General features: G+C 69.0%; 25 protein-coding genes and 2 pseudogenes. 5 read left to right on the forward strand and 22 right to left on the reverse strand.

The window, feature by feature from the left end; all coding sequences use genetic code 11:
- Positions 1-107 precede the first annotated feature (107 nt).
- Positions 108-524, reverse strand: a complete 417-nt coding sequence (locus ACIP5O_RS10720; protein ID WP_401291917.1) for a TIGR03618 family F420-dependent PPOX class oxidoreductase — start codon at positions 522-524, stop codon at positions 108-110.
- A 276-nt stretch (positions 525-800) separates the two neighbouring features.
- Positions 801-1,028: pseudogene (locus tag ACIP5O_RS10725) on the reverse strand (DUF6087 family protein); the annotation flags it as partial.
- 235 nt (positions 1,029-1,263) lie between these two features.
- Here ACIP5O_RS10725 and ACIP5O_RS10730 point away from each other — a divergent pair.
- The gene (locus ACIP5O_RS10730; RefSeq protein ID WP_401291151.1) at positions 1,264-1,599 is read left to right on the forward strand and encodes a nucleoside triphosphate pyrophosphohydrolase; all 336 of its coding nucleotides are present in this window, start codon (positions 1,264-1,266) and stop codon (positions 1,597-1,599) included.
- A 69-nt stretch (positions 1,600-1,668) separates the two neighbouring features.
- On the opposite strand, the pseudogene ACIP5O_RS10735 reads toward ACIP5O_RS10730, so the two are convergent.
- A pseudogene (locus ACIP5O_RS10735) lies at positions 1,669-2,456 on the reverse strand (sugar nucleotide-binding protein).
- 374 nt (positions 2,457-2,830) lie between these two features.
- Between ACIP5O_RS10735 and ACIP5O_RS10740 the strand changes: the two are divergent.
- Both ACIP5O_RS10740 and ACIP5O_RS10745 read left to right on the forward strand, forming a co-directional pair.
- Positions 2,831-3,097: a hypothetical protein gene (locus ACIP5O_RS10740; protein WP_401291153.1), complete on the forward strand. Its 267-nt coding sequence runs from the start codon at positions 2,831-2,833 to the stop codon at positions 3,095-3,097.
- An 805-nt stretch (positions 3,098-3,902) separates the two neighbouring features.
- Positions 3,903-4,700: an SAM-dependent methyltransferase gene (locus ACIP5O_RS10745; protein WP_401291920.1), complete on the forward strand. Its 798-nt coding sequence runs from the start codon at positions 3,903-3,905 to the stop codon at positions 4,698-4,700.
- A gap of 9 nt (positions 4,701-4,709) precedes the next feature.
- Here the strand turns inward: ACIP5O_RS10745 and ACIP5O_RS10750 are convergent, their stop codons facing one another.
- From ACIP5O_RS10750 to ACIP5O_RS10770, 5 genes are all read right to left on the reverse strand, one after another.
- Positions 4,710-5,513: a DUF5753 domain-containing protein gene (locus ACIP5O_RS10750; RefSeq protein WP_401291156.1), complete on the reverse strand. Its 804-nt coding sequence runs from the start codon at positions 5,511-5,513 to the stop codon at positions 4,710-4,712.
- A 221-nt stretch (positions 5,514-5,734) separates the two neighbouring features.
- Complete coding sequence (locus ACIP5O_RS10755; protein ID WP_401291159.1) at positions 5,735-5,974, reverse strand: DUF397 domain-containing protein; 240 nt, start codon at positions 5,972-5,974, stop codon at positions 5,735-5,737.
- A 317-nt stretch (positions 5,975-6,291) separates the two neighbouring features.
- Entirely contained in the window at positions 6,292-7,575 is a 1,284-nt protein-coding gene (locus tag ACIP5O_RS10760; RefSeq protein WP_401291161.1) for a DUF317 domain-containing protein, read from the reverse strand.
- A 17-nt stretch (positions 7,576-7,592) separates the two neighbouring features.
- Positions 7,593-8,717, reverse strand: a complete 1,125-nt coding sequence (locus ACIP5O_RS10765) for a DnaB-like helicase N-terminal domain-containing protein (RefSeq protein WP_401291164.1) — start codon at positions 8,715-8,717, stop codon at positions 7,593-7,595.
- Positions 8,717-9,982 (reverse strand): DNA cytosine methyltransferase, encoded by a 1,266-nt coding sequence (locus tag ACIP5O_RS10770; RefSeq protein ID WP_401291167.1) that lies wholly within the window; start codon positions 9,980-9,982, stop codon positions 8,717-8,719. Before ACIP5O_RS10770 ends, ACIP5O_RS10765 begins: the two co-directional genes overlap by 1 nt.
- A 279-nt stretch (positions 9,983-10,261) precedes the next feature.
- Here ACIP5O_RS10770 and ACIP5O_RS10775 point away from each other — a divergent pair, with 279 nt between their 5' ends.
- Together ACIP5O_RS10775 and ACIP5O_RS10780 are read left to right on the forward strand one after the other, a co-directional pair.
- Entirely contained in the window at positions 10,262-10,750 is a 489-nt protein-coding gene (locus tag ACIP5O_RS10775) for a DUF4265 domain-containing protein (protein WP_401291169.1), read from the forward strand.
- Positions 10,751-10,787: 37 nt separating this feature from the next.
- Positions 10,788-11,153: a hypothetical protein gene (locus tag ACIP5O_RS10780; RefSeq protein ID WP_401291171.1), complete on the forward strand. Its 366-nt coding sequence runs from the start codon at positions 10,788-10,790 to the stop codon at positions 11,151-11,153.
- A 120-nt stretch (positions 11,154-11,273) separates the two neighbouring features.
- On the opposite strand, the gene ACIP5O_RS10785 is transcribed toward ACIP5O_RS10780, so the two are convergent.
- From ACIP5O_RS10785 to ACIP5O_RS10850, 14 genes are all read right to left on the reverse strand, one after another.
- Complete coding sequence (locus ACIP5O_RS10785) at positions 11,274-11,771, reverse strand: hypothetical protein (protein WP_401291173.1); 498 nt, start codon at positions 11,769-11,771, stop codon at positions 11,274-11,276.
- Between the two features lie 16 nt (positions 11,772-11,787).
- A complete protein-coding gene (locus ACIP5O_RS10790) occupies positions 11,788-13,929 on the reverse strand; it encodes a site-specific integrase (protein ID WP_401291176.1) in 2,142 nt (713 codons plus the stop codon).
- On the reverse strand, positions 13,926-15,683 hold the full coding sequence (locus ACIP5O_RS10795) for a hypothetical protein (protein ID WP_401291179.1): 1,758 nt from the start codon (positions 15,681-15,683) through the stop codon (positions 13,926-13,928). The genes ACIP5O_RS10790 and ACIP5O_RS10795 overlap by 4 nt, the downstream gene beginning before the upstream one ends.
- A complete protein-coding gene (locus ACIP5O_RS10800) occupies positions 15,683-17,143 on the reverse strand; it encodes a site-specific integrase (protein WP_401291181.1) in 1,461 nt (486 codons plus the stop codon). The genes ACIP5O_RS10795 and ACIP5O_RS10800 overlap by 1 nt, the downstream gene beginning before the upstream one ends.
- A 142-nt stretch (positions 17,144-17,285) precedes the next feature.
- Complete coding sequence (locus tag ACIP5O_RS10805) at positions 17,286-18,143, reverse strand: hypothetical protein (protein ID WP_401291923.1); 858 nt, start codon at positions 18,141-18,143, stop codon at positions 17,286-17,288.
- A gap of 289 nt (positions 18,144-18,432) precedes the next feature.
- Positions 18,433-19,149, reverse strand: coding sequence for a hypothetical protein (locus tag ACIP5O_RS10810; protein WP_401291183.1), 717 nt, complete (start codon positions 19,147-19,149; stop codon positions 18,433-18,435).
- A 113-nt stretch (positions 19,150-19,262) separates the two neighbouring features.
- On the reverse strand, positions 19,263-20,108 hold the full coding sequence (locus ACIP5O_RS10815; RefSeq protein ID WP_401291185.1) for a hypothetical protein: 846 nt from the start codon (positions 20,106-20,108) through the stop codon (positions 19,263-19,265).
- A complete protein-coding gene (locus ACIP5O_RS10820) occupies positions 20,105-20,908 on the reverse strand; it encodes a hypothetical protein (protein ID WP_401291187.1) in 804 nt (267 codons plus the stop codon). Before ACIP5O_RS10820 ends, ACIP5O_RS10815 begins: the two co-directional genes overlap by 4 nt.
- Positions 20,909-20,943: 35 nt before the next feature.
- On the reverse strand, positions 20,944-21,771 hold the full coding sequence (locus ACIP5O_RS10825; RefSeq protein ID WP_401291190.1) for a hypothetical protein: 828 nt from the start codon (positions 21,769-21,771) through the stop codon (positions 20,944-20,946).
- Entirely contained in the window at positions 21,768-22,484 is a 717-nt protein-coding gene (locus ACIP5O_RS10830) for a DUF317 domain-containing protein (protein WP_401291193.1), read from the reverse strand. The genes ACIP5O_RS10825 and ACIP5O_RS10830 overlap by 4 nt, the downstream gene beginning before the upstream one ends.
- Positions 22,485-22,602: 118 nt before the next feature.
- Entirely contained in the window at positions 22,603-23,343 is a 741-nt protein-coding gene (locus ACIP5O_RS10835) for a hypothetical protein (protein ID WP_401291196.1), read from the reverse strand.
- A 140-nt stretch (positions 23,344-23,483) separates the two neighbouring features.
- Positions 23,484-24,050: a hypothetical protein gene (locus tag ACIP5O_RS10840; RefSeq protein ID WP_401291198.1), complete on the reverse strand. Its 567-nt coding sequence runs from the start codon at positions 24,048-24,050 to the stop codon at positions 23,484-23,486.
- Between the two features lie 27 nt (positions 24,051-24,077).
- Entirely contained in the window at positions 24,078-25,871 is a 1,794-nt protein-coding gene (locus ACIP5O_RS10845) for a type IV secretory system conjugative DNA transfer family protein (protein WP_401291201.1), read from the reverse strand.
- A 48-nt stretch (positions 25,872-25,919) separates the two neighbouring features.
- Entirely contained in the window at positions 25,920-26,663 is a 744-nt protein-coding gene (locus tag ACIP5O_RS10850; protein WP_401291926.1) for a DUF317 domain-containing protein, read from the reverse strand.
- Positions 26,664-26,665 lie beyond the last annotated feature (2 nt).

Genomic DNA, 26,665 nt, shown 5'->3' on the forward strand with positions numbered 1-26,665 from the left:
GGAGTGGCGGGGGAGTGGCGGTGGTGTCGTCCATCCTCCGCAGGATCCCCGGTTTCGGAAACCGGGGATCCTCGCCTATATTGCGCCCGCGCCGAGGCCGGGAGGGGTCACCAGCCGGAAGGCTTGGTGGGTCCCAGGGCGCGGGTGACGGTGATCTCGATGACGACCCGGTTGGGGTTCACGCGCGGGGTCTTGTACCGCTCGGTGTAGCGGCGCTCGGCGTCGGCGACGGCGGCGGGGTCATCCTTGATGACGGCGGTGCCTTCGAGGGTGGACCAGCGCCGGCCTTCGGCCTGGCTCACGTTGACGCGGGCTTCGGCCCCGGCAGTCAGGGCGGCGCGGATGTTGCGGACCTTCTTGTTGCCGCCGTCGGTGATGACGCGGGCGATCCGCGTCGCGGGGTCGTAGGTGACGCCGACCGGGGTGGTGTGCGGGGAGCCGTCGGGTCGGAGGGTGGTCAGGAAGCAGGTCCGGCGCTCCTGCCAGAAAAGGTCCCCGTCGGTGGGCAGGGGGGTGGTGTCCAACGTCGGTCTCCTCGGTGCGATGGCTCGGACGCCGGAACAGGCGCCGTGCAGGTCGCTTCGACCGTAACGCGCAGCTGTCCGCATCAGGGGCAGGTGCTGCGGCCGAGCGAGGTCGGGGAAGGAAACGAGGGCGGCTGCGAGGTGGACGAGGGACGCGAAGCCGGGACAGCCCACGGACCTACTGATCCCGATCCTCGGCCGAGGACGGCTTCCGGTGCCGGCCGCTCCCCTTGCCCATGGCTGCCGGTCCCACTCCGCGGGCTTCTCCTGCACGGGCGGCGGCGGATACAACAGGGCCTTTGCGGCGGCCAAGTCCTCGACGACGCCGACCACCGCCCACTCGGTGCCGGTCCACTCTTCGATCGCTCTCGGGGCGTCGGGGTCTACGTGGGCCCCACGATGAGGGCTGTCGCCGAGCGGCACCGCGCGCCGCCTGCCCTTCGAGGCGGCCCGGCGTGCATCACGCCGACGAGCCCACTCCTCCAGCGGTTCGTCATCCTGCATCCGGGCATCGTGGCCGAGGAACGGTCCGGGCCGCCACCCAGTCACCCGCGCGGGTGAGGACCGAAGGCAGAACCCCTCCCGGAGGGAGGCATCCCGCGGGCAGGATGACGTGATCTGTCCCGCCCGGTCTGGTCGGCCGGGACGAAGGGCAACAGCGAGGTCCGCCGCACGCGTTCCCGCGATCCGTAAGGTAAACGGACGCCCGGCGGCCACTCATCGAGCGGAGGAAGGTCTGATGGCAGGCATCGAAATGAGCGCTGGAGCAGGCAAGTTGGTGAGAGACCGGATCCCGCAGATCATCCGGGACGAGGGAGCCGAACCGGTCACTTACGTCGCAGGCCCCCGGGAGTACCGGGCCCGGCTGCGGGAAAAGCTGCGAGAGGAGGTCGCGGAGCTCCTGGACGCGGACGAAGAGTCGGCACCCGGCGAGCTGGCCGACGTGGCGGAGGTGCTGCTCGCGCTCGCTGCTGATCTCGGCCTCAGTTCGGAGCAGTTGGAGGCGATCCGCCTTGCGAAGGCAGGCGAGCGAGGCGGCTTCGCCGGACGGATCGTCTGGATGGGCAACCGCTGATACAAGAGGCCGGGCACCGACGCCCCGCTGCAGGTGGCATGGCGCCGGCCAGGGAAGACCGTCCCCTGGTCAATCTTTCCCCAGGAACTCTCGTGCCCCGCGGAGTCGGGTGCCCAGGCGCTGCTGAGTGGCACGGCTGTCGAGGCGTACGTCGAGGGCGCCGGGCAGGTTGCTGGCCGCCCGGCGGCCGGCGGGGAGAAGGGCGGGGTCGAGCCCATCCCGGCGGGCGACGAGGACGCCGAGGGTGAAGCGGCTGACGGCGTCGGGGCCGGCCAGGTGGAAGACACCGGTCGCGTCGTTCAGCGCAAGCTCCCACACGGCTGCTGCGAGGTCGGCGACGTGGACGGGGCAGCGGATGTCGTCCGTGAACAGCGCTCCTTCTCGCGTGCCGGCGGCGAGTTCGTGGACGATGCGCTCGTGGGCGGATCCACCGTCGCCGATGATCAGCGAGGTGCGGACGACGGCCGCGCCGGGGTGGAGGAGACGGACGGCCGTCTCGGCGGCGGCCTTCGCGGCCCCGTACGGCGTGACGGGGTCGGGCAGGGCTGTCTCGTCGTAGTGCACGTCAGCACCGGAGAAGATCGCGTCGCTGTCACGGCGAGGCGGAGGGAGCTGTCGGCGGTGACCGCCCAGTCGGCGTCACCGCTGGACGCGTTGATCACCGCGGTAGGGGTCACGGCGTCGAGGACTTCGTCGAGGCGACGCGCATCGCGCAGGTCCAGCTGGTGCCACGTGGCCCTGGCGGCGTCGCCGGGGCGGGAGCTGAACGTCGCGGCTGTGGCCTGGCCCGCAGCGTGAGCCTGTCGCACCAGCTCGGCTCCGAGGAACCTGCTGGCGCCGATGATCAGCACCGTCATGCAGGCGCCGTATGTGGAATCCGCCCGCGTCGCAGAAAGGCATGGAATTCACTCGAAAGGGTGGCGCCGCTACGGGGTGGCGTGAACAGGCTTTCATGCTTTCACGCAGCATTTCGGAGCCGGCCCCTGTCGCCCAGGCCCTCTCGTTGTCTTATTCCTTCCCGCTTCTGGCCGAAATGCCTTCATAGAGCGGCTGGAAGGGATTCGGGATGGGGAGTTCCCTGCTCCGTTTTCACGATCTTCAAAGGTTTCTGCTGGTCAGATGCTTCGGCTAGTGTCCTGCCAGGAACGGAAAAGGGGTTCCGAGATCGATTGGCGTCTGCCTCGGAACCCCTCTGTCCGTGCCGGACCAGGCACGACCTAAGGAGAAGTCGATGATCCAGCACGTCCGCCGAAAGCTCGCGAACGTCCTTCCGGCGGAGCCAGAGGTTAGCATTCCAAATGCTAGCTTCCTTCAAACTGCCGTGGAGAGCGTCCTTCACCTGCGCCTGCGCTTCGGCGCAGCCCTGATGGCCGGCGTGGTCATCACCTCCCTGGTAAATCCGGAGTCGATCCCCACGCAGGCCCTGCTGACCATTTCGGCCGGGCTCTGCGCCGATCGCAGCGGCCTCGTCTTCCTCAAGATCCGCCGCACTCGCTGACCTGCCCCAGCCGGCCGCCCGACCCAGGGGCGGCCGGCGCCTCATGTCGCCGAGATAGCCCCGCAGCTTCCTGCGGCTTCGCGCCACGTCTGCCGCCGACAAGGGAACGAGTCGACCCCATGCGCTTACGGTCCGACCCGCTCGCAGTGAAGCCGTACGAGCCGAGCGCCGGAAGGCGACGCTCCGAGGTTCCGCCTGGCGTGGATGCTGCATACGATGCCTTCTGCCGCGAACACCAGCCTGTCTACGAGTGCTTCGCCGCAGCCGTCACCGGAAGTACCGCCCTGGGCCGGACCGCAGCACGGGCGATGCTCGACCAGCTCAGAGGTAGATGGATGGCCGCGCTTCGGAGCTCATCCCCAACCTCCTACGCATGGATGGTCCTGGCGGACGCGCTCGCGCCTTATCGAACAGCAGTCGTTCGAGCACTGTACGAGGACCTGCGCCCTCGGGAAGCCGACACTCTGATCCTGCGCCACCGTCTCGGGTACTCCGCAGCGGAGGCCGGCCGCGCTATGGGGCTTTCGCCCGACGCCTTCGAGCTGCTGCGACGCACCGCTCTGTCGAACCTTGCTCCTTCGCGTGCCGATCGGCATATGCCTCCGTCGGATGCGGTCTGACCTGCGGCGGCGTACGCCGGAGCACTTCGTGCCCGATGTCCGGCAGTTCTGCTGCGAACATGTTTCGCTCGTTGGTGGCTGTGGGTAGCACCGGAGCGGACTGCCCTCATAGCATGTGATCTCTACCTTCGAGAGGCCGCCGGAACCGTGGGGAGACGTGTGGCCAGGAGCGTGGGGAGCTTCTCATTCTTGATTTCAGCAAGCCCAGCGTCGCGAGAATGTATGACCATCTTCTTGGTGGGACTGACAACTATCAAGTAGACCGCGACGCTTGCGAAGAACTTCTGAAAATGGCCCCGAGTACGCGTGATCTTGCGCTGGTGAACAGGGCCTTCCTTGTCAGGTCGGTTCGCTACCTCGCCCGCGAGCAAGGGGTACGTCGATTCCTCGACCACGGTTCAGGTTTGCCGACCAGCCCGAACGTTCATGAGGTCGCCCAGGCCGTCGACCCGGCGTGCGAAGTCGTCTACATCGACAACGATCCCGTCGTTTCGGCACACGGCCGGATGAGTCTGGCGGAAGATCCCACGACGACCGCGGTCCTGGAGATGGACATGCGCCAGACCGACGACATCTTCGATTCGCCCCAGGTGCAAAGACTCTTAAGAGGGGATCGTCCCGTTGCGGCCCTGTTCGTCTCCGTGCTGCACTGCATCCGGGACACGGATGACCCGTGGGGGCTCGTCCGGGGCGTCGCCGAACGTCTGCCGGCAGGGAGCTACATGGTCATCTCCCAGCTCGCCAGCGACGATCCCGAACTCCGCTCCGAGATCACGAACTTCATGGACGACGTCACAGGTGGGAACTGGGGGGAAGTCCGCTCTCTCGGCGGCGTGAAACGCTTCTTCGACGGTCTGGAACTGCTCGAAGTGGAGGAGCAGGAACCCGTCGAGGTGTCCCGCTGGCGTCCCGACAGCGACCTGGCCCCTCGCCAACGCACCAAGGAGTGGATCGAGTACGGCGGCGTCGCCCGCATCAAGTAGATGGACGTGTCAGTCCTCAAGCTGGTCGATGTACTTCTTGATGAGGCGCATGGCGTCCTCCTTGCCGCCGGCGGCGACCCACAGCGCCTCCAGCGACTGCTGGTACGCCTCGACCTTGGCCGGCTCGGTCTCCAGCTCCCCGTTGCGGTTCCTGTTCTCCAGGTAGACGACCTTGTCCAGTTCGTTGCCATGCGGCTTCAGCAGTGTCATCGCGTTATGGAGGCCCGAGACCGGCGCCGATGCCGGCAGGACGCGCAGCCGTATGCGGCGACGGTTCTCCGCCAGGTTGTACAGCGTTCGGAGCTGCTCGCGGTGGACAGCTTTGCCGCCTCGCTGGGTGAGCAGGGCTGCCTCGCCGATGATCGCCTCGAAGACCGGGAAATCCCTCTCGTCAGGTTCCAGCAGGAGCTGACGCCGCATCCGGAACTCCAGCCGCTCCCGGATCTCCAGCTCGTACTGCTTCCGCAGCCCAGGATCATGCTGGGTCCGAGCGAACTCCTCCATGAGCGCAGTGGCGTACCCGCGGGTTTGCAGCATCCCGGGCACGCTGGACTCCTGATACACCATGATGACCTTGGCACGCGCCTCCATCGCGGACAACGCGCGAAACGCCTCCGAAGAGCCCGAGGGCGGGGCCCAGCCCGGCATCTCCTTGGCCCGCGCCAAGCAGTCGAGAGCCTCGGTGATGTCCTTTTCCGGCGCGCCGTAGTGCCGAAGAAGGGCTTCCACGCGGTCGGGCCTCAACTCGCCACGGACGTTCTCCAGCCGGCTCAGCATCGGGACCGAGCTGATGGCGGGCACCGCACCGACCACGTCCTCCTGGAGCCGGTCGCCACGGTGATGCCGAAGCATGTCGGCGACGGCCCGCTCAAGGGGATGAACGGGCCGCTGCCGCTTCGAGCCATCAGGGGGCGGAACCGGGTTGAGGTGGCGGGGCAAATTGGGCCTCCGAGGACGTGGATGGCACTTCGCCGCCCATGTAATCAGAGGATGTCGAGCCGGCCGGCGGTCCCGCAAGCCACGGCCGAAAACTTTCAGACAGTCATGGCGTCGAATTCACCCTTCGATGCTCCGTTGACGAACGCGGCCAGCTCGGACCTGGTGAAGATCAAGGCCGGTCCCTCCGGGTCGCGAGAATTGCGCATCGCAATGCTTTCACCAACCTCGGCAAGCTCCACGCACTCATTCAGCCCGTCGCTCGCCCGCGCCTTGACCCATCGGGCGTCCTGCAGCTGTCCAGCCCCGATTCCGTTCAGGAGTTCTACCACTTTCATGCCTCTCTTCGCTGCCTGGCCAGCACTGACAGCCCCTGCCCCTGCGCTGGCGATCCCGACTTTCACTCCGGCGTGAAAATTTCACGTCTTCGTGAGAGTGCACGAAATGCTAGCCCCCCCGAGACGCCCCTCGCCGTCCCTCAAAAGAGCGTTCTCGATGGCCATGAAAGCAGATGTATGCTAATCGTATTAAAGGGTTTGAGGGTGGTTGGAGAATGGCTGGACTCGCTCGGTCTGACCTGTTCCTTTTCTGAAGTCGGATAAATGGCGGCGCGAAACGCTAGAGTGGAGCTTTTGCGCTGCCCGGCTGTACTCGGTTACCGGCCGCGACCGCGCTGGGCGGACACGGCCGGAGGAAGCCCGCGGGCGGTCGCCGGAGACGGCCTCGGGCTCGGCCGTGTGGGGGACGGGAACAGGTCGGCGGCGGTGCCGGCGAGCTGGGTCAGAAGAGGGTAGGGAACGCCGGCGGAGAGGCGGATAGTCCACGCCGCCCGGTCGAGGTCCTCCCCGCCGTACAGCGTCCATCGGTCTTCCACGGCGTGCGGGGTGGACTCGAAGGTGATGGTCCCGTCTGGTGCCGTCCAGGTGGTGCGGGCGGGGTGGCTCGCCGGGCGCCAGGCGGCGTCGCGGAGGACGGCGTCCAGGTCGTCGGCGATCGTGAAGGGCGGGGCGTCGAGGTACTGGAGCATCGTGTGGATGAGGGGAACGGGGGTGCCGGCGGTGACGGTGGCGTGCCAGAGCCGCTCGCCGACCGGGCCGTCGTACTCCGCGATGGTCCAGGCGACGTCGGTGCGGTGCCGGGCCTCGTGATCGAACTGGGTACGCGCGGTCAGGGATTCGTGGGAGGCGATGGTCGTCTCGTCGAAGGGGCGGTACCTCTCCCACTGGCGCTCCTCGTCGAACAGGGCGGCGAGGAAGTCTTCGTGCTCGCCGGGCTCCGCGACCGGAGGCGCGGGCGCGGGCGTGGAGGTCTCCTCAACGGCGGACAGGGTCTCGCCCGCGAGGAGTCGACGGATGGACTGTTCGAGGTCGGTGAGCGGGGCGGGGCCGGGGCGGACGGCTACGGAGTAGAGCCGGTGGAACTCGGAGACGGCCTCCGCCTCAGTGTTGAACGCGATGTCGGTCTTCTGCCGGAGGTGGTTCTCGCCGTGGAGGTGGACGTGGCGCCGGACGCCTGTGGTGTAGGAGCCGACGGCGACGGTCGCGTGGCCGTCGTGGGCGTGCAGGTGGATGACGAGACGGCCGTCGGCGATGTCGTCGTGGAGGCGCTGGGCCTCGGCGCCGACCTCGCGGATCTCCTCGCGGGTGCACCAGGGCATGGGGTAGTTCGCCCAGGTCCACTCGGTGTCGATCTCCTCCTGGAGGGCGGGGTCGATCTCGGTGGTGAACCCGAGCTGCCGGAGCCGTTCGGCCGTCTTGTCGGCGTAGTGGGGCTCTTCGCGGTCGATGCGGGCCAGGACCATGGTCGTCGAGCTGGTGCTGCGGAAGCCGGCGTCGTGGAGGTGGGAGCGGGCGGCGTCGGCCGTGGGGCCCGTCGCGGTGGCGAGGACGGCGGGGTGGTGGTCGGGGTGGAGGGAGAAGCGGACGTGGGCGTACGGCATCGGAGTCCTTCGCGGGGTCAGGGGGTCCGGCCGGCTGCGACGGGGCGTGCCGGCGGCGAGACGGCGGGGGCACGGCGGGCCACGGGGTCGGCACGGGCGGCGCGGGCGGGCTGGGTGAGGGGAGGGTGGGTGGCGTGCTGCCAGCGGGTGCGGATGGCGCCGATGTCGGCGAGGGTCCGGCGGGCGCCGGCGACGAGCTGGACGGGCGTGTTCGCCGGGTTGCCGGTGTATGCCTTGATGCGTCGGCCGGTCTGGTCGGTGGTGGCCAGGAGCGAGCGGGTGAGGACGCGTTGGCCCCAGTGTTCGACGGAGCCGACGGGCTCGGCGAGGAGACGGAGCACGTCGCTCGGCTCGCTTCCGTCGTGCAGCAGGCCGCGTTGCTGGGCTTCCCACAGGACGGTGACGGGGTCGACGGGCTCGTGCCGCCGGGCGAGCGTGGTGAGGCACTGCCACAGGCTGGCGTGCAGGGGCTGGGTGAAGTCCTCGGCCAGCAGCCACCGCACGGACTCGATGTCGGCGGGGTGGGCGGTGGCGGTGGCGAGCAGCAACTGCTCTTCCTCCGCTGCTTCGGCGTGATCGGGCACGGTGGCCGGCGGGGCCGCCGGCGTGCGGGGGAGCACGCCGGAGCGGGGCGGGAAGCGTGTGGCGATGTCGTCCACCACGGCGGCGAGCGCGTCGGCCTGGGCGAGGACCGTCTGGACGGGGTCGGGGAGGGAGGGGTCGTGGACTGTCTGGACGAGGAGGTCGGCGGCGGCCTGAAGGCGGCGGCGGGCGTGATCGGCCTCGACCATCCGCGCGTAGGCCGCCGCGTGCCGGGGCCAGGGACAGACCTGGATGAGGGTGTGCAGGTAGGAGGCGCTCAGGCCGCGCGCCTCCTTCCGGGCCGCGGCGAGCACTTGGTTGAGCCACGCGGTGGTCTTCCTGTGTTCGTCGGGGTCGGGCGGCGGCAGGGTGCTGATCGCGGTGAACAGGGCGGCGTGCGGGGCGGTGCTCCAGGAGTCGGCGGAGATGCCGGTCACGTCGCCGAGGAGGCGTGGGTCGAAGAGGAGCGCGCCGAGGAGGGCCTGTTCGGCGTGGAACACCGGGCGCGGCGCCGGGATTGTGCTGGGGTCGTCCTCGTCGGGATCGGGGCTGTGGGACATCAGGCGGCCAGGGTGAAGTCGTCGGGGGTGAGGGTGCGGTCGAGGTGCGGGGCGAGTAGGTGCGCCGCGAGCCGCGGGGGGACCGCGTTGCCGATCTGCGCGAACTGGGCGCCCTTGGTGCCCTGCCAGGGATAGTCGGCAGGGAAGGACTGCAGGATTCCGGCTTCGGTGGCGGTGATCCGGATCGGCGCCGGCGCCGGTACGTCCTCGGCCCCCGTCTGGGCGACCCAGGTGCATTCGTTGGCGCGGTGCCCGAAGAACAGCGTCCCGGCCGGCTCCTCGATGGACCGGACGGTGGCGTTGGCCTGGTTGTTGCTGCGCAAGGACCACGTCCAGCGGCCGGTGTGGGCGGGGGCCGGTCCGGCGGCGGCGCTGTCGCCGCAGACGCCGTGCCGGGTGGACCAGCCCGTCCCGCGGGCATGGGGCTTGAGGACGATGCCCTCGACGGCCGTCGGAGCCGTCCAGGTTCCGCGCGCCCGGGCGTCGGCCAGGGTCTTGCGGGCGCCGGACGGCCAGGGCTCGGGTCCGCCGCCGGGCCCGCCGCCGGCGCAGACGGTCGGCACGGGCCGGTCGGTCGCCCCCCAGCCCAGCGCCTCGGCCATCGACACCCACCGAGCCCGGCCCGGCCCGAACAGGCTCTCCGGCTCGGCGACTTCGGCGTGGGTCGGCGGCGGGGGCTCGGCGGTTCGGACACGGGACGCGATCAGGATCGCCCGCCTGCGGGTCTGAGCGACCCCGTAGTCGGCGGCGTTGAGGATGCCGCACCACACGGAGAACCCCCAACCGCGCAGGACCTGCGCGTACTGTTTCCAGAGCGACAGAACGTCGGGGACCTCCTCCATCGCGATCCACTCCGGCTCGCCGGCGGCGTGCAGGGCGTGGAGGTAGCGCATGGGCTCGGCGGCGAGCAGGGAACGGGGGTCCCGGCACGCGGTCAGCAGCTTCTCGCGGGTATCAAGGCCGGCGGCGAGGTCGGCGACCGCCTGGTGGACGAGATCCTGGTCGAGGAGGCCGAGCCGCTTGCCCGCCCTCGACCATGCCTGGCACGGGGGCGAGGCGATGAACCCCCGGACCCGGCCGGCGAAGATCCGCGCCGGGTACATCGCCACGTCCGTGCGGATCGTCAGCAGACCGGCCGCCGCCCGCGTCCGGCACGCCCACGCGTCCCACTCCAGCCCGACGTCCCGGATCCCGGCCTGGGCCAGAGGCACGCTCCAGCCGCCGGGCCCGTTGTGTCGGCAGACGCGGTGTCCCACGCAGGTCATGTCGCTTTACGCGAGCGCCGGGCGCCCCCGTTGTGTCGCGTTGTAGCGAGGCATGCTGTCCCTTTGTCTAGCACAACTACGTGACTGACATCACGTCGGCGTGGGGGTTCCACGTCGGCTGGAACGATAGGTGAGGGTATCGGTTCGGGCATAGGAGCCTTCCGTACAGGGGGCATTTACGGGTGAGTCCGACCAGGGGCAATGTGACGCTTTGAAGATCGTTTCCCGTTCGTGAGGTGATCGTTCCCCACCATCGCTTTGGCTGGGGATGATGGTGCAGTGACGCAAAACAAGGACGACCGCGTGAAGGTCCATTTCCGGCTGGAGGTGGACGAGGACGGCTGGCCGCCAGCGAGCGTGGAGAGCTTGTGGGCGGTGGATCTGGGCGACGGGACCGTGCGTCTGGACAACACCCCTTGGTTCGTACGTGGGGTTGCCAGCGACGACATCATCCGGGTGGAAACCGACGATGAAGGCGTCCGCTGGGCCGGTGAGACCCTGCGAGCCTCGGGAAACTGCACGATTCGCTTGATCGTCCTGAAGGACGGCGGATCGGGTGCTGCCCGGCAGACCGTGCTGGAGACGTTTCACCGCCTCGGCACGACGGGCGAGGGGATCGAGCAGTTCCGGATGGTGGCTCTCGATGTACCACCGAGCGCGGACCTGCCTCGGATCCGGAAGCTCTTGGAACATGGCGAGGCCAAGGGGTGGTGGCATTGGGAGGAAGGGGCCGTCACCGGCGCCTGGCGGGCCACGGCAGCAGCGTGAGCGCCGTGGTCATGGAGCGAGGCAAGGAGGACTAGGGATGACCATCTTTTGCTGTGTCAACTGCGGGCAGTCCTTGACGAGCGAGGTGGTGCCAGGGGAGCCGTTGAGGGGGTCTGAGCGGCCGGCGACCCACGAGGCGGTCTCTCCCCGGATGGACGCCGGGACCTTCAAGGTCAATTTCGATGCGAGTCTGCTGATCTTGCACCCGGATGACGTTCCGGGGACTACACCACACCCGGATCCTCGCCGTCTCTCCGGTTGCTGCGGAGTTGCCGGCCAGGACGGCCCCAACCTCGTGTGCAGCGGCTGTGGTGTCGAAGTGGCAACCAAGGAGTCGGACTGCTGGACCGACAACTTCGTGGCGTTGATCGCCGCTGCAACGGACGCGCCCGCCTCTGAGTGAACTCAAGGTGGCCGATGTACGTTGCGCCGAGAGGCTCATTGGTGCGGACGGAGAGCGAGCACGGCAGGCAATGCCGACGGGCTCCCCCGCCGTGTTCGGACACGTCGACAGGCGTCAGGTTCAGCTGCACGATCCGTACGGGGCTGTTCCAGGGCGGGTGGCGGGTAGGCGCCGGATGTTGCCGAGGGCTGCGGCTTGTTCCCGTAGACGTACGATCTCGTCGTGCTGTGCGGCCAAGCGTGAGACGGCGAGTTCCTTGAACGCGGTGAGCTCCGCTACGGTCTCGTCCCGCTGAGCCAGGCGTTCCTTGAGCTCGGTGACCTTGGTCTTGAGCCGCTCGATTTGCGCGATCCGCGGGTCGACGACTTCGCCGGCCTGCTGCAGAGTGAGAAGGCGTCGCTCGAACTCTTCGGCGAGGTGCTGGTAGGGGCCGGGGCGGGTGGTGCCGTCCCGGTTCTTCTTCGGGTAGAACGCGGTGCGTGTCACGCCGGCTTCGGCGGCCAGTGTCTTGATGTCGCAGCTGCCGCCGGGCGGGAGGTCACCCTTCAGGAGCCGATCCATGGCGGCCCGGACGGCCTGCTCGTTGCGGGCGCGGGTTTCTGTGCTGATGCGTGCCATGAGGTGGGGTTTCTCCTTACGTGGTGGTGGCGTCGATTGTGGCCAGGACCTTTACGTCCCGATCCAAGTCGGCCTGCAGTCGGGCCCTTTCGGTCTTGTGGTTGCGGCCGATCGATTCGATGAAGACCTGCTTGTTCCGTACGCTCTCGGCCCACACCGGGCGGTGGCAGGGATGGTGGGTGGCTTGTGGGCAGCGGGCGGAATCGCACATGCCCGCCAGCGGCTTCGTCGCGTTCGGGGTGCCGGCCAGTTTCAGGCACAGCGCCTTGGAGGGGTCGATGAACCAGCAGTAGTTCGCCACCCCCAGGTGCAGGACGCCGGCGATCTCGGCGAGGAGGGCTCTGACCTCCTGGTCGCTGCCGACGACGGTGGGGTCCTCTGCGGCGGCGCGGGCCAGCTTCCCGTCGACGCTGGCGAAGAAGCTGATCAGGTCACGGGCGCCGGGACCTGCCGGCATTTCACCCTGCTGGTAGCGGCGGTACTCGGCCAGCACGAGGTCCTTGTTGCGTTCTGCCTCCTCGGCGTTGACCTCCGCGAGGAATTTGGCCTGTGCACCACCCGGACGGGCCGCATATCCTTCCGTTGTCACCACAGACAAGTGCTTGAGCTGCACCTTTGCGGCGAGCAGGCCACCGGGGCGGTAGGCGATCTCCAAGGCGAGTGTGCGCCTGAGCATCCTCGTCGTCAGTTGGCCCTCCGGGATCGGAGCCAGCCCCAGCGCCTGTCCCGCAGAGCCATTGACCCACTGGCGGAACAGCGTGAAGCGGTCGTTGTCGAGCGGCGAGGTGAGCAGGGGATCACCGATCTCGGCGCCCGGGCCCAGGAGCTGCTCGGCGACCTCTGCCGCCCGATATGCCTCCCAGATCACGACCCACTCGTCAGGCACACCGCCCAGCGGCTTTCCCTTGACCACCCGGCTCGCCAGCTTGTACCTCTTCAGCCCAGGGCCGGCCTCGATCGGGGGCACACGGCACCCCACATTCATCTCGCGCAGTTCGCTCTGGCGCATACCGGAAAGCGCCACGATGACCACGTGCGAGGCGGTCTTCACCACGCCGGTGAGCGCCCGCAGGCCGCGCTCGGAGAGCGGTTCTGACCAGGGCGCCTCGCCTTGGCCGCCGGCTCGCTCCACCATGTCGGCCCCGCGGCAGAACGGTTCCTCGATCCCGACGGCTTCCACCGCCTCCTCCAGGACGTTGCGCACCGCCCTCAACGTGGAAGGGCTGATCTCCCTCCGGCCGGCTTCCGCGGCGAGGGCGTAGAGGTTGACCTGGCCCAACGGGTCGTCTTTGCTGATCCACTTCCTGGTCTTGGCCCAGTTGACGTTTCGGTCGAAGGGACGCTGCTCTTCGACATGGCGGCGGATGACCGCCTCGAGTTCGCCCAGGTCCATACGTGCTGCGGGCAGCGCTGCCCGGTGGGCGACATAGCGCCGCTTGGCGTCAAGTTCGCGGAGCAGGGGCGGGGCCAGGATCTGGACGAGGTAGAGGGCTGCACCCAGGAGCGGCTGGAACGTCGGATCCGCGACCGGAGGCGTCTTGTTGGCGTTGCCGCTGAGCTTGCTGGTGGCCTGTCCGGGAAACGGCCGCAGCCCAAAGTGGTAGCGGTCGGTGGTGAACAGCTCGCCGTAACGGGCCAGGCCGATGATCGTCAGCTCGACCGCTCTGCGGACGCTGGGGCGGTCGTGTGTCTTCTTGCCGTTGGGACGGTGGGTGGCGCGGTACTGCGCGAAGGACGTGCAGTGATGTTCAGTGACTTCGCCAAGCTCGGTGACCCCCTGGGCGGTCAGCCAGTTCAGCCAACGGACCAGTTCCAGCAGCTCGGCGTAGAGGCTGTTGACGACGCGGACCGTCCGGTTGGCGTACGGCAGCGTCCGTACGGCTTCGTGCCCGGGGGCCATCTGCGCGGCGATGTACTCCTTGGCCACCGTCTTCCATCGCTCATTGATGATCCCCGAGAAGTCCAGGCGCCGTGCGCACTTCGACACGTAGGCGGGGATGCCGATGACCTGGGTGAAGACCCAGACGTCGTCCTCGAAGACCGAGCGGGCCGCCCCGATGGGGAGGACGAAGCCGGCCAGGCCGCAGATGTCAGCCCCGGCGAAGGGCGACGGCGCGGTTCCGGGCAGCGGGACCCCGGCATGGGCGATGGTGCTCACAGGGTGCTCTCCTCGGGCAGGAGCGGTATCTCGGCGTCGGTGTCCGTGACGTGGGCAGCAGCCGCAGCGAGCTGCGTGGGGTCGTACTTGACCAGGACTTCCTCGATGCGCTGGGCGTAGTGGCCGAAGACGGCCATGAACTGCGCGGCGGGCATCTGCTGCCACTGCCGGGCGAAGAACGCCTTCATGCGCAGGAGGTTCGCCGCGTGCCGCGGCGTGAACAGAGCGAGTGGACACAGAAGGCACACCCAGGGGCGAGCCGGGCACGGCTTTCCCTTCGGGCCGTGCATGCCGGCGGTCGGATCGATGCAGGACGCCACGAACACATCGCGCTGGCCGCCCACGAGCTCGGCGATCGCCCGATCGTCCAGCTCCAGCTCGCTGACCAGCTGTGGGAACTGGCCGGCCAGGTCTGCGACTTGTTCGTCCGACAGAACCATGGGCCGTTGGCCCCGCCGGAGGAGATCGCCCTGGGCCTGCTCGACGATGTCCTCCAGGGCGCTCCTCTGGGCCTCGGTCATCGCGGACAGGTAGTGGTCGCCTTCTACTGCCGGGGTGTGGTTGGGGTCGATCGTCGAGCGCCGGCTGCCGATCCAGGAAGATCGGTCCCGGTGGGACTCGAACGTCGTGCGGATCCGATGGCGGTGCACAACCACCGGTGCCCCGTTGGCGTCGACCACCCCCGCATCACGAGACCAGTCGACGATGGTGGACTTGTAGGGGCGTCCATATCTCCACGGCCCCAGGCCCTCGTCGCCCGCGCGACGCGAGGTGTAGGCGATCCACAGCCACAGCCTGTTGCGCAGCTGCGGCGGACAATGTGACCTCGCCAGGTCGGCATAGTCGAGCCAGCGCTCCAGCACCCGTACGGCCTTGCTCGGCAGCGTGATGCTCTCCTCGGACGTGCGGCCCTTGACATAGCGGACCAACACCGCGGCGTCGCCGGCCCAGTCAAGGCCGTCGATACCCAGATCGGCGATGCCGTCCGGCACGATGCCGCTATACACGCCGAACAACACCTGGTAAGCGATGACGACGCGAGCGCTGGGGAAGAGCGCTTCTCGTGCTTCCCCGAAGAAGCGCTGGTTACCATCACCGATTCGGTAGCGCATCTGGTTGTACGACAGGCCGACACGCTCACCCAACGACCTCGGCGTTGCAGGACCGTGGTGCACCATCAGCCAGAAGATGTTCTCTCTCGTCCAGCCATGCACGTACGGGTCCTGGCCGGCCTCCGCCGTTGCTCGGGCCGCCCGGTACGCGGCCCATGACTCCTTGGCGATCGTTCGGGCTGCACGAATCAGCCCTGCCCAGGCGACCTCGTCGTACGGCGGCAGCGGCTCACTGTTTGGATGCCGGTTGTACAGACGCCCTCGGACGAGCTCCCGGACGTCCGGGGCCAGTACGGAGGTCTCGGCGTCCAGCGCGGCGAGCATGCGGCGGCTCTCCGACTCCCGCCGATTTCCCGCCTCCCACCACAGCGCTGCGAGTCCGGCGCGGGTCAGCCCTGCTACCCCGCCCCGATGACCACGACTTTCCAGCTCGCCGACGAACCAGTCGATGGTCCCCTTGTACTTCTCCGCAGTCCGGTGCGAGTCGCCCTGGCCGTGCGGATGCATCAGATAGACCAGGCCCGTCAGCAACTCGCGGACGAGTACGGGGTTGACCGAGTCGTCGATATTCAGGGTCGACGTGGTGCCGCGGGTGAACGTGCAGAACAGCCGCAGCGGGTTCTCCAGGATCTCCGCGGGCATCAGATATCGTCCTCATCGAAGTCGTCGAACTCGGCATCGGCCTCGTGTTCAGCCTCGGCGAGCAGACCGTGGTCATGGCCCGCCCGCTCATATGCCTCGCGGTAGATCCGGGTCGTATCCAGGCGGCGGAGGTACACCTCCGTGGTAAGAGTGCTGGTATGACCGAGGAGGTCACGCAGGATCATCACCGGGTCGTTCTTGCGCAGGTAGAGCGCAAGGGCCGCGTCCGCGTCGGTGTCCTTGACGAGCTTCGCGAGCTGGGCGTAGTAGCCGCCGATCAACATTTCGAGCGTCCTGATCGCGAACGTATGACGGCACCGGTGCGGGGACGTATGCGGGAAACGCGGATCGAATCGATCCCTGATCCGCTCCGACGTTCGCTTGAAGACCGTCGGCCAGTCGCGAAACGGACTCCCGTCACTCTGCACGGCCAGCAGCATCGATCCGCCATCCGGCCGGACCAGACACCGACGTTCTCGCGGCGTCAACTCGGCCCACAGCACGCGCTCACCATCAACTCGGCCACCGATCTCGTCTCCCTCGGTCACCACCAGGGGCGACCCCCACTTGGTCGGCGGAATCCATGACGAGCGAGCCACCGCAACAGCACGCTGCAACCGCAAGTACTGGTGCAGCCGGGCGAGCGGGTCGTATGTCGTCCAGGTGGCGCGGAACTTCCGGCCCTTCGTGACCCCGGCCGGAACCGGCACCCAGATCGGCAGCTCGGTCCGGCGGGGCGGCAGCGGCGGAACCTCGCACTCCAACATGTACGTGAACTCCTGCCGCCGCAGCCCGCTGGACAACACATAGCCACCCACCGCCGCGTTGCGAGCCGTCGTCCGACCCCGGTAGAGACTGTCCTCGGCGCCATCCGGGCGCAGACCGCCCAGCCCCTTCAAGAACGTGTCCTCGAAGTCCTTCTCGAAGTACTTGATCGTCACGTGCGGCTTCGGCGTCCGCCGCTTGGACAGGTTCACCGACTGCAGTCGCACCTGGTCGCCATAAGCAGTGACGGCCTGCTTGTAGGTGAACGGCACCGCGGTCGTGAGCTCTTCGCCCTCGGCCCACCCATAGAACAGCGACAGGATGCTCATGTGCTGGTTCCAGGTGGATGCGGCGAACCGTTCCTTCAGCGGGCCACACGCACGGTGCACCGCGTAGGCACTCAGACCCCGCCGCAACTGGCGACGGCTGTCGAAGAGTTGGATGCCTCGGCTGGTCAGGAAGAGGGTCCAGTCCCGCACAACCCGAACGTAGGTTTCCCAGGAGTTCGGGGCCGGGCATCCGTTTGTCGGGAGTTCCTGTGACCACCGGTTGATCACGGTCGTGACGCGAGGGCCGGCCGAGTCCTCGAAGAGGAGGTCGTCATCGAGCAGGATCGGCATCCGGTCCGGGATGACCGGTTGACTCGATAGTCCCCAGGACTCCCAGGTGGCAGAGGAGAAGAACGTCATCAGCATGGCGGGGACCGTACCTATGCGACTCAAGCGACTGCAAAGCGTAAACGTGCTGGTCGTTGGGTCGCTGGGCCGTAATGAGACGCTGCAGTTCTGCTCACAGAAGGGCCGGCGAACAGGTCGAGCACCAGCCCCGTCGGCGGGATCACGACGCGAGCCCGAAGTCGTCCTGCTCGGCGTCGCCGCGGCAGCTCCAGGGGGAGCAGCCGTTCACCACGCCCAGTTCGGCGGCGTCGGCCTCGGCTTCTGCTGCGGCGTCGAGGGCGGCACGCTCGGCCCTGGTGACGTGGTCGATCGGGGCCTCGGCGAGGGGCACGCGCGAGCGGTGCAGGAACGCCTGGCCCAGCAGGGCGTTGCCGGTGGCGTTGGCGCGGGCGTTGCCCTTCCTGATCGCGGCGTCGAACTCGACGACGTCCGCCCATTCGTCGGGCGAGGTGTCACGAATTTGCCGCCACTGGACATTGCCGTGGAAAGGGCAGCCGAGGCAGCTCGATTTCGGGGTGTCCGCGAGTCCGAGGGAGGTGAGATAGCGGATGCAGTCGGAGCGCGTCCAGTCCATGTCGATCAGTGGATGCCGGTTACGCATGTACTTCACGTCCGCGTCCTTGGCGCGATGGAATTCATCGGTGGATATCCCGATCCACTGCTCGACGAAAACACCCTTCGGGACCCGCGTCGGATGCGGGTAGCCGAGGAGCTTGCGGACTTCCTTCTTGATGGGCTTGACCTTGTATTCCCCGCTGCACTGGCGTCGGGTCATCCCAGGTCGTCCGTCCTGGTTGAGGATGTAGAGGGGCATCGAAGCGAAACGGTGGTCGGGGTCCAGGGCGTCGTCGCGGATGTTTCCGGAGGAGACCCGGAGGATGGATATTCCGGCCGGTGCGGCGATTTCCCGTTCGAGGCGGTCGAGGTGTGCGTAGACGCTCCGGGGCTCCCATCCGGTATCGGCGAAGATTGCGTAATCGACTTTCGGGAGAATTCCTTCTGCGGACAGGGCGAGCAGGGCGCTGGACTGGACGCCGGCGCCAAGAGAAAGGGCACGGAACTGGGGGGAGGTGGAAATTTGGAAAATCCTTGGATGAGGGGGCGGGCCGGAGAAGCGGCTCCTGGAGGTGGGAGCGGGCTCGGCGAGGAAGGGGAGGGGACGGGCCGACTACCGCGGTGTCGTCAGCGGCGCTTCGCCGCGTGGGCGACAGCGGGAGACGGAGCCGGTGAGGGGCTGACGGCAGCGGTGATCGGTCGGCGAGGGCGTTCTCGCTAGGCGTGGAGGTGTCGGGGCTCTTGGAGGCTGCTCACCGTCTCGGTGCGGCCGGGGCGGACGTCTTGGCGACCGCTGCCGGCGTTGACGGCGCGGGTGCGCGGCGGCGGGCGAGGAGGCGGTGGCCTCGGCCGGTGACGGTCGCTTGCCGGCCGTCGGCGATGTGGATCAGTTCGTGCTGGAGCAGCGCGGTGAGGGTGGTTGGGTGGACGATGTGGTCGTTGCCGGTATGCAGGCGCGCTTGTCCCTGGTCGTCCGGATGCAGTTCGGCGCCGCTGCGGGCGATGGAGTGAAGGGCCGTCCACTGGGTGGAGGTGAGCCTCGGGAGCCGCTCGCTCTTCGCGGCCTGGACACCTCGGTGGATGTCATTGGTGATCTTCAGGCAGGCGCCGGCGAGGAGGCGGAGCTCGTCGGCGACGTCTGTCAGTACGCCCGACACGTCGGTCTCTTCCTGTTCCTCCCGGATCATGTCGGCGAAGCGGGACTCGGACCGCTGCCCGAGGCCGTCGAGGGGGTCGGCGGCCAGCGCTGAGGCCAGGGTCGCGGAGGCCGAGGTGGAAAAGGAGATGGCGACGGCGAGTTCGACCAGAGTGAGCCGGCTGTCGGGGAGGGCGGGAAAGGCGCTGTCGGCAAGCCCACCGGCGACTTCGGCGAGTTCGGTCGTCAGGGCCTGAGACGAGGTGATCAGGCGAAGCGTGCGTCGGTAGTCGGGGGCGGCATCCTGCAGCGCGGCGACCTGGTGGCTGATCACCGCGTACTTGGTCGACAGGGTGTGCAGGGCATCGCCCAGGTGGGAGACATCGGCGAAGGTGGAAATGGTGGTTCCTCGGTAGGTGACCGGACGAAGGATGATCCCGGCAGGGGTCAGAGGCTCGTGGTGTGCGCGGTCCGGCGGGTGGGCCGGGCGGCCGGGGCAGACGCCGGCGGGAAGGAAGCCGGCGCGGTGAGCATGGCGGCAAGGGCGCGGTGCCCGTCTGCTGTGGGGATGCAGCGGGACCAGAACCAGTGGAGCGGGGAGACTTCGCGGGTGGTGAGGCCGCGTGCTTCCAGGGAGCGGATCGTGGCGATGGCCACCGGGCGGCTGTCGCCGTGCAGGTGCACCGTCTTGTCGTCGCTCACGGCGACATGGCCGAGGGCGATGGCACGCAGGCCGGCGTGCTGAGCAGGTGACAGGCCCGTCGGCTGCTTCGAGGGGGAGGAGCCCCGCTGCCGTAGGTCGGCGGCGAGCGCTTCTGCGGCGGCGAGGCAGTCCTGTGCTCCGAAGGCCATGAAGTCGCGGCCGGCGGCGACGGCGTCCCGGGCCAGCCTCCGGGCTTCCATCGCCCACGGAGAGGCCAGCTCCTCCAGGCTCGTGATCCTGCGAATCGGGGCGAGGGCGTCGGCGGCGTTGACCAGAGCCTCGCTGGAGTCGGTGGCGAGCATGGCGAGCTGCCGCAGCCGCGCCTGGACCGACCTGAAGGTCCTGCCCTGATGGAGCGGCAGGCCGGCGAGCTTCTCCTGCAGGGCCAGGGCCTGCCCGGCCAGGGACAGCGCCGTGGCGGCTCGGACGGTGACCTCGGGAGCCCCCTTGGGGGTGGTGAGGGCCGGCGAGGCCAGCAGGTCGTGCTGGAGGACGTGCGCCGTTCCGAAAGAGAGGAGCTGCTCGATGAAGGAGACGTACGGGCCGTGGGCCCCGGTGTACCCCGCATGGGCTTCCTGCGGGGGAGTCATCGGGGGGTTCTCATTGCGGAAGCGACGAGCCTGGTCGGCGGAAGGATGGGCACCGAAGCCGTTTCGGCGGCAGGGTGCTTCGGCCGGCCGAGGGTGGCTGCCAGGACGAGCCTTCCCATCGGGGTGGGCAGGACGCGGATCTCCTCGGCCCAGGAAGAGCAGGGCACGGGCTCGATGAGCCCCTGCTGGTCGAGGGCGCGGATCGCGCTCGGGTGGACGGCGGTCTTGTCCATTCCGGCCCAGGGCTGGCCGTTCTCGTCGATCGAGACAGCTCCGATGGCGATGAGCTTGAGGGCCTTGAACTGGTCGGCGGTCATCTGATGGTTGGCCTCGGGGATGGCGTAGCGGCTCCGGTAGCGCTCCATCTCGGTGGCGACGTGCTCGGTGCAGGAGAGGAGGTCGGAGGCCGCGGTGGCGAGCAGATCCCGGGCCGCGTGAACGTGAGTCAGCCTGGTGTCTGCGGTGGCCATCGAGGTGGAGTCGGTGCTCTCGGCAGCGCGCCGCAGGGCTTCGGCCGCCGCCTTTGTCACGACCTGGAGCTGGGCCAGCCGGGAGGCGACGGTGTGGTCGGTGTGGTCGATGAGAGACATCGGCAGGCCCAGGTGGGCCGCACCGACATCCGCGGCATCCTCGGCGAGCGAGGTGACTGCTGTGACCTGCTGGACGATCCGCCTGGTCGCCTGCGGAGAAGCGAGAGAGCGGTCGTCGAGCACGTCGAAGCACTGTGCGACCTTCGTCGCGAGGGTCAGCATCTGCAGGCACACCACGAAATGAGGGGCCTGAAGGAGGGGGCCGGACAAGGGACTGCCTTTGGATCGGGGGGCGGGGGCGGGGCTCAGCGGACGGAGGTCCGGCTTGCCCGGGTGGCGAGTGCGGGCGGGCGGGAGAAGGCGGGGGGACGGCCGAGCCAGGAGGCGAGAGCGATGCGGCCGGTCTCGGTGAGGTGAAGGCGGGCGGACCGCGCCCCGGGCGCGGGGTGGTATGCCTCGCGGCGGACCCAGCCGCGCGACTCCAGGGACCGGACCGTGGCCATCGAAAACGACGCGCCCCTCATCCACGCCCACTCCCGGCCACCGGAGACCTCGACGCTCAGACGTCCGGTCGCGATGGCGCTCAGAGCCTTGCGCTGCGTGGGCGACATCGCCTGCGGTTTGCCGTCGATCAGCTTCTGGGCGCGTAGCGCACCCGCGAAATCTGTGGCGGCACGAAGGGCGTCGGAGGCGCCCAGTGACGTCAGCAGGGTGGCTTCCTGTAGGTGGTGTCCAGCTTCGAGGAGGGTGTCGAGGACCCGGCCGCGCGGGTAGGGCCGATCGGCGCGCTCCTGGGGCGACACCTGGACGAGGTAGGCGTGAACCAGCCGTAGGTGCTCGCCTGCGAGGGCCGCCTGGGTGCCCAGGAGCCGGATACGGCTGTACGCGTCCTCCACAGCAGGGGTCACGTAGAGCTGGACCTTGCCGATCTCGGTCCTCACCGCCTTCGTGGCATCGGCGAGGTCGTCGGCGCGCCCTGCGCGTGCCAGGGCTTCCGACGGAGCGGCCGGCCTGTGGAACGCCAGGGGATACAGGTGGTCGCGGAAGGAGGTGACTTTCTCCGCCAGCAGCAGGACGTGGGCGGGGGCAAGCTCGGCCGGCAGAGAGGGGCGGGACTCAGAAGGGCTTGTCATCGCCGGCGCCCCTCCCTGTTGGTGGGCAGATCTCCGAGGGCGTGGACGACGTGTGGGCCCAGGGGGGATTTGCCGTCGAGTGGCGTCAGCCGGGCGTGGCTGCGGGCGAGGTACGGGATGTCGTCGAAGGCGCGCTCGACCGGGTCGGGCGTGGTGAGGAAGGAGAGGAACTGGGCGGCGAGCTGCTCGGGAAGGTCGCCTTCGGCCCGGACGGACCAGTGGGTGCCGAAGCCGTCGTACACGGAGTGCTCGATCTGCCAGGAGGCGCCCTGTTCGTAGCGCAGGGTGCAGTGCCCGTCGGGGGAGGTGAACGAGGTCCCTCTCGTGGTCCATCCGCTCAGGTCGGCGATCTCGGCGACCGAGTGGCGGGTGAGGGGGACCCGGTCCGCATGCCGTGTGTCGCCCAAGAGCTGGGGCAGGGCCTGGGTGATCGCGGCCAGGGGTTCGAGCGGGGTGAGATGGGTGGCGGTGATCTTCCAGAGCGGGTCGGGGTGCTGGATCGTCCACCATGTCCCGTTGGGGCTGGAGGGGGAGAAGTCCAGCAGCAGGTCGTGCCCTGGGCTGTCCATGCTGACGTGGCCGGACGCCGGATCGTGAGTGTGCTTCCATCCGAACAGGTGGATCAGGGGCCCGAGGACATCCGCGAGCCGGTCGCCCGCGCCGGCCAGATGCCGAGGTGACACCAGGAAGCGGTCCGTGGCTCTACTCTGCACGGCTACCTGCTTCGCTTGACGGAGACATCGGTCTGCATTGGCATCGGAGGTCCAGCAGGGGGTTGGGGAACTCCATGGGGGAGTGTTCCTTTCGGGGAGAGGCAGGCGGCGGGCCGGGCTAGCGCCGTGCGCCTGCCGGCCGGGGGGCGCCCGTGCGTGCCGCGATGGGGGCCGGGACGGCGGTGGGGAGGGACGGAACGGGGCGGGCCTCCAGCAGGGTCCGGATGCCGCTGGCGGTGAGCCGCGCGCCGTACCGTTCGGTCGTGCCCTGCAGCGGGGTGAGGTCGACCAGCTTCTTGTCGACGAGCGCATCGATGGTCGTGGCCCGCAGGTGAGCACCCAGGGGCGTGGCGACCTCCCGGATGCCCGAGTACGAGGTGCGGACGACCGCGTCGCCGCGGGCGAAGACCGCGAGGCCCTTGCGCTGGGCCTCGCTCACCGTGACGGCCGTGCTGCCCGTCACGGTCTGGTCGCGGGCCGCACGCTCCTGGGCGTAGAGGACGCCGTCGTGACGCAGGAGAGCGGCGCCGACGTCCTGAACGGCTACAGGGGTTCTCGCCAGCGCGGCCTTCGCCTGCACGAGCAGGTCCTCGGACGCTGCCGTGTCGCCGTGTGCGAGGGCGGAGATGGTGTTCGCTACGTGTCCGGCGGCATGGGTGGTCGCCTCCGCGAGGCGGCGCAGAAGAGCGACGGCGTGGAGTCCGTCCGTGGTGGTGGGGGCGTCGCTCAGCGCAGTTTGGGCCAGGAGCTTGCCGGCCAAGAACGAGGTCTGGTGTATCCAGCCGGTGGCTCGGACCGTGTCCGCGAGCCGCTCGGTCGCGGAGCCACGCTGACGCCGGAGCTCGTCGAGTCTGTCCATGCTGACCAGCAGAAGCTTGGTGAGAGAGTCGAGGTCTTCGGGGCTCGGGACCGAGCTGTGGGAGGAGCCCAATGGTGTTCCCTGGGGTCGGTGGGTGAGTTCGGCGGCAGGCCGCGGGACCTGGCCGGTGGGGAAGGGCATTACGAGCGCCGGGCACGGGCTGTCGGAACTGCGGGGGCGGTCGGCACCTTCGCGGCCATCGGCGCGGGCTCGGCGGTGGCCCGGTCGATGAGGGGCTGGTCCTCGGCCCGGGCGGCGGTGGAGGCCAGCCGTCGTGAGAGGTGCTGGGCGAGCCCGCGGTACGCGTTGGCAGCGCGAGCGAGTTCCTCGACCGCCTCGGACAGGTAGCCGCGGCTGGTGCCTGCCGTCCGGTCGCCGTCCTCGTAGAGGAGGGCGTCGGTGCGCCCGGTGATGCCGTACGTGCACAGGGAGGCAGCGACGGAGATCCGCAGAGTGGCCTCTGAGAGACGGGCAAGAGCCTCGGGCCCCTGCTTCATGACGGCGTACTGACTGGTCGAGAGGGTGTCGAGCTGTTGCAGGCACCTGATGGACAGCTGGTGGATACGTGCGGCGATGGGAGCGATCTCTCGGGCGGGCCGGGTGATGTCGCCGTCCCGCACGCCGTCGATCTCGGCGCGCAGGTCTTCTACTTCGCCCGGTACGAGCCCGAGGAGCCGGGTTTGCTCGGCGAGGTCGATGGTCTTCACTGGTCTCCGCGGCAGGGGTGGGAATGGCTACGCGGCCTGGTCGAAGTCGCTCTGGGCGGGATGCTGTTTGGCGACGGCGCGGGCGGTGATGGCCTTCGAGGCGCGGGCGGAGGCGGCGGCGAGGTCGTCGGCGCCGGGCTCGGCGTACCAGGGGCGCAGGTCGAGCATGGCGACGCGCATGCCGGTGGCCAGGCACAACGCGGAGCCCTTGGGGAGAGCGCGGATCGCGTCGGCCGGCAGGATGCGCTCCTGCCGCATCGACACCGAGGTCGACTTCCCGGAGTCGGAGTGCGAGGTCGAGACGGTCTCGACGTCGTGGTCGCCGACCATCCGCGAGAGCTTGTCCGCGAAATCCGGGTCGTCGATCCCGGAGCCGATGATCTTCACGGTGGCCGCGCTCCACATGGCGTCCATGCCCGCGTCCCCCCACACTTTCTGGCCCTGGCGGTAGGACTGGAGGATGGTGATCGGGATGATCCCGCGGGATCCCAAGTGGCTGTACAGATCGGGCAAGTCACTGATCTTGCACACGTTGGCGGCCTCGTCGAGGATCGCGAGCATCGGCGGGTCGAGCCGGCCGCCGACGCGCTCGGCCTGGGCGGTCGCGGCCCGCATCACGCTGTCGGCACACGCCGCGATCAGCGCGCTCGCGCCGCCTCCGCCGTCCTTCGACAGCAGGAACAGGCTGTCGCTGGAGGTCACGAAGGCAGCCGGCCGGAACTCGGGGACGTCTTCCTGCGGGGTGACCCAAGCGGCGATTTCGGCGTTGAGCAGGGCGGAGGCGTACTGCCTGGCCGTCTCATAGATGCCGTCCCGGGTCTCCGGCGGCCCCTCCACCGTGCCCTTCAACTGGGAGGCGACCGCGGTGAACTTGTGGTCGCGCAGGATGTCGAGCGGGCGCCGGTCGGCGGGGAAGGCCAGCCACTGCATCACGTCGGTGATCGGCCGCTCGTCCAGCGCGGCGGCCAGGAAGAGCTGCGACAGGATGTTGCTGCCGGCCTTGGACCAGAAGTCGCCCTGCTGGCTCGCGTCCACGCTTGCGGCGAGGAAGTGCCCGGCCAGCCGGTTGGCGCCGTCGAGGGTCTTCGCGTCGGCGAGGGGGTTCCACCACATCTCGCGGGCGGCGTGGGCGATCTGCTGCGGGTCCATCGACCACACCCGCCCCACGGCGGCACGGGCGTCGAAGGTTGCCGTAAAGGCGTCGCCTGCCGCCTTGTTGGAGGTGAGCAGGACCGGTCCGGGCGCGGCGAGGATCGAGGGGATCGCGAGGCTGGTGGTCTTGCCGGAGCGCGGGGCCATGATCGCGACGGCGACGTCCTCGAAGCCCATGCGGACCTCGTGGCGGGTCCCGGCGAGGTTGCCGACGAGGATGCCGGCGTCGCGGGGTTCGATGTGCTTGGCGTGCTTCAGGCTCGGCCGCAGGGAGCGGGCCTTGGCCTCGACGGCTTTGGCGAGCAGCGGCTGGATGTCGCGCACCGTCGCCATCCCGTCGACGGTCTTCTTCCCGCCGCCGGACCGGTTCTTGTACCGGAGCCACAGGACGCCCGCGCCGGCGGCGAGGGCCAGCGTCAGCAGGACAGGGACGATACGGGTGGCGACGAGCAGGGACGTTTCTCCTGCTGCGGGCCAGAGCTGGTCGGGATGGAGGAGCGCGTCAGCCGGACGGTAGGACACCCACGGGGTGGTCCCGGACAACCGGGCGGCGACGTTCCCGGCCAGCCAGGCGAAGTTGGCGAGGGGGAAGCCGATGGCGAAGACGGCGATGCCGATCTTCAGGGCTATGTCATAGCCGTCGGAGCTGGAGGAAGAGGGACTGGGCAAGGGGCAGTGGTTCCTTGGCGGTGCCGGGGAGGGTCGGTGTTGAGGTGGTCAGTGGGTACGGCGCGGCGTCGACCGGGGTGGCTGCGGCGCCGGTGACGGCTTGCTGCTCCGGCGGGCGGCCAGGCGCTGCACGCGGGCGGGCAGCGCGGAGGCGACGGTCTCGGGCGTCGCCTGCTGCCAGTGAAGGGTCAGACGCTGCCTGCTGAGGCCGAGGGTCTGCTCGTGCGTTCTCGGCAGGGGCTCTGCGACGGCCAGTCTCTGGGTGAAGGCCGCCACGACGCTGGCGGGGGCGCGGCCGTCGAAGCGCGCCTGCCAGACCGTGTGGTCCTGGTCGAGGGCGGCGGTGATGAACCAGCTGGTCATGCCGGAGAAGGTGATCCGCTCGCCCGTCACGATGTTGTCGGGGGAGCGGAACTCGCCGGAGGGCGCCGTCTCCCACCCGGCCTGGCGCAGCGGCTGAGTGGGATCGGCGACGGCCCGCTCGTTGTAGGCAGGGTCGGTCAGGGTGTCGGTGACCGCGGCGATCAGCTCGACGGGGGTCCGCGCGCCGAAGGATGCATACCAACTGGTGGCAGCGCTGCCGCCGTTGTGGATGATCCGCCACCACTGGTCGCCGGGCGCGGGCTCGAGTCGCAGGAGCGTTTTCTGGTCCGGACTGGAGAGGAGGACCCGGGGCAGCAGGGGCTCGTGTCCGTGGCTCCAGCCAGCGGCCTCGTGTAGGGGAATGGTCACCCAGGCCGCGTCGCCGGGGCCGGCGAGGTAGCGGGGTGAGATGAGCGCCTGGTCGATCATGT

Origin of the sequence: Streptomyces sp. NPDC088915, from assembly GCF_044749825.1 — a bacterium.
Classification (GTDB): domain Bacteria; phylum Actinomycetota; class Actinomycetes; order Streptomycetales; family Streptomycetaceae; genus Streptomyces.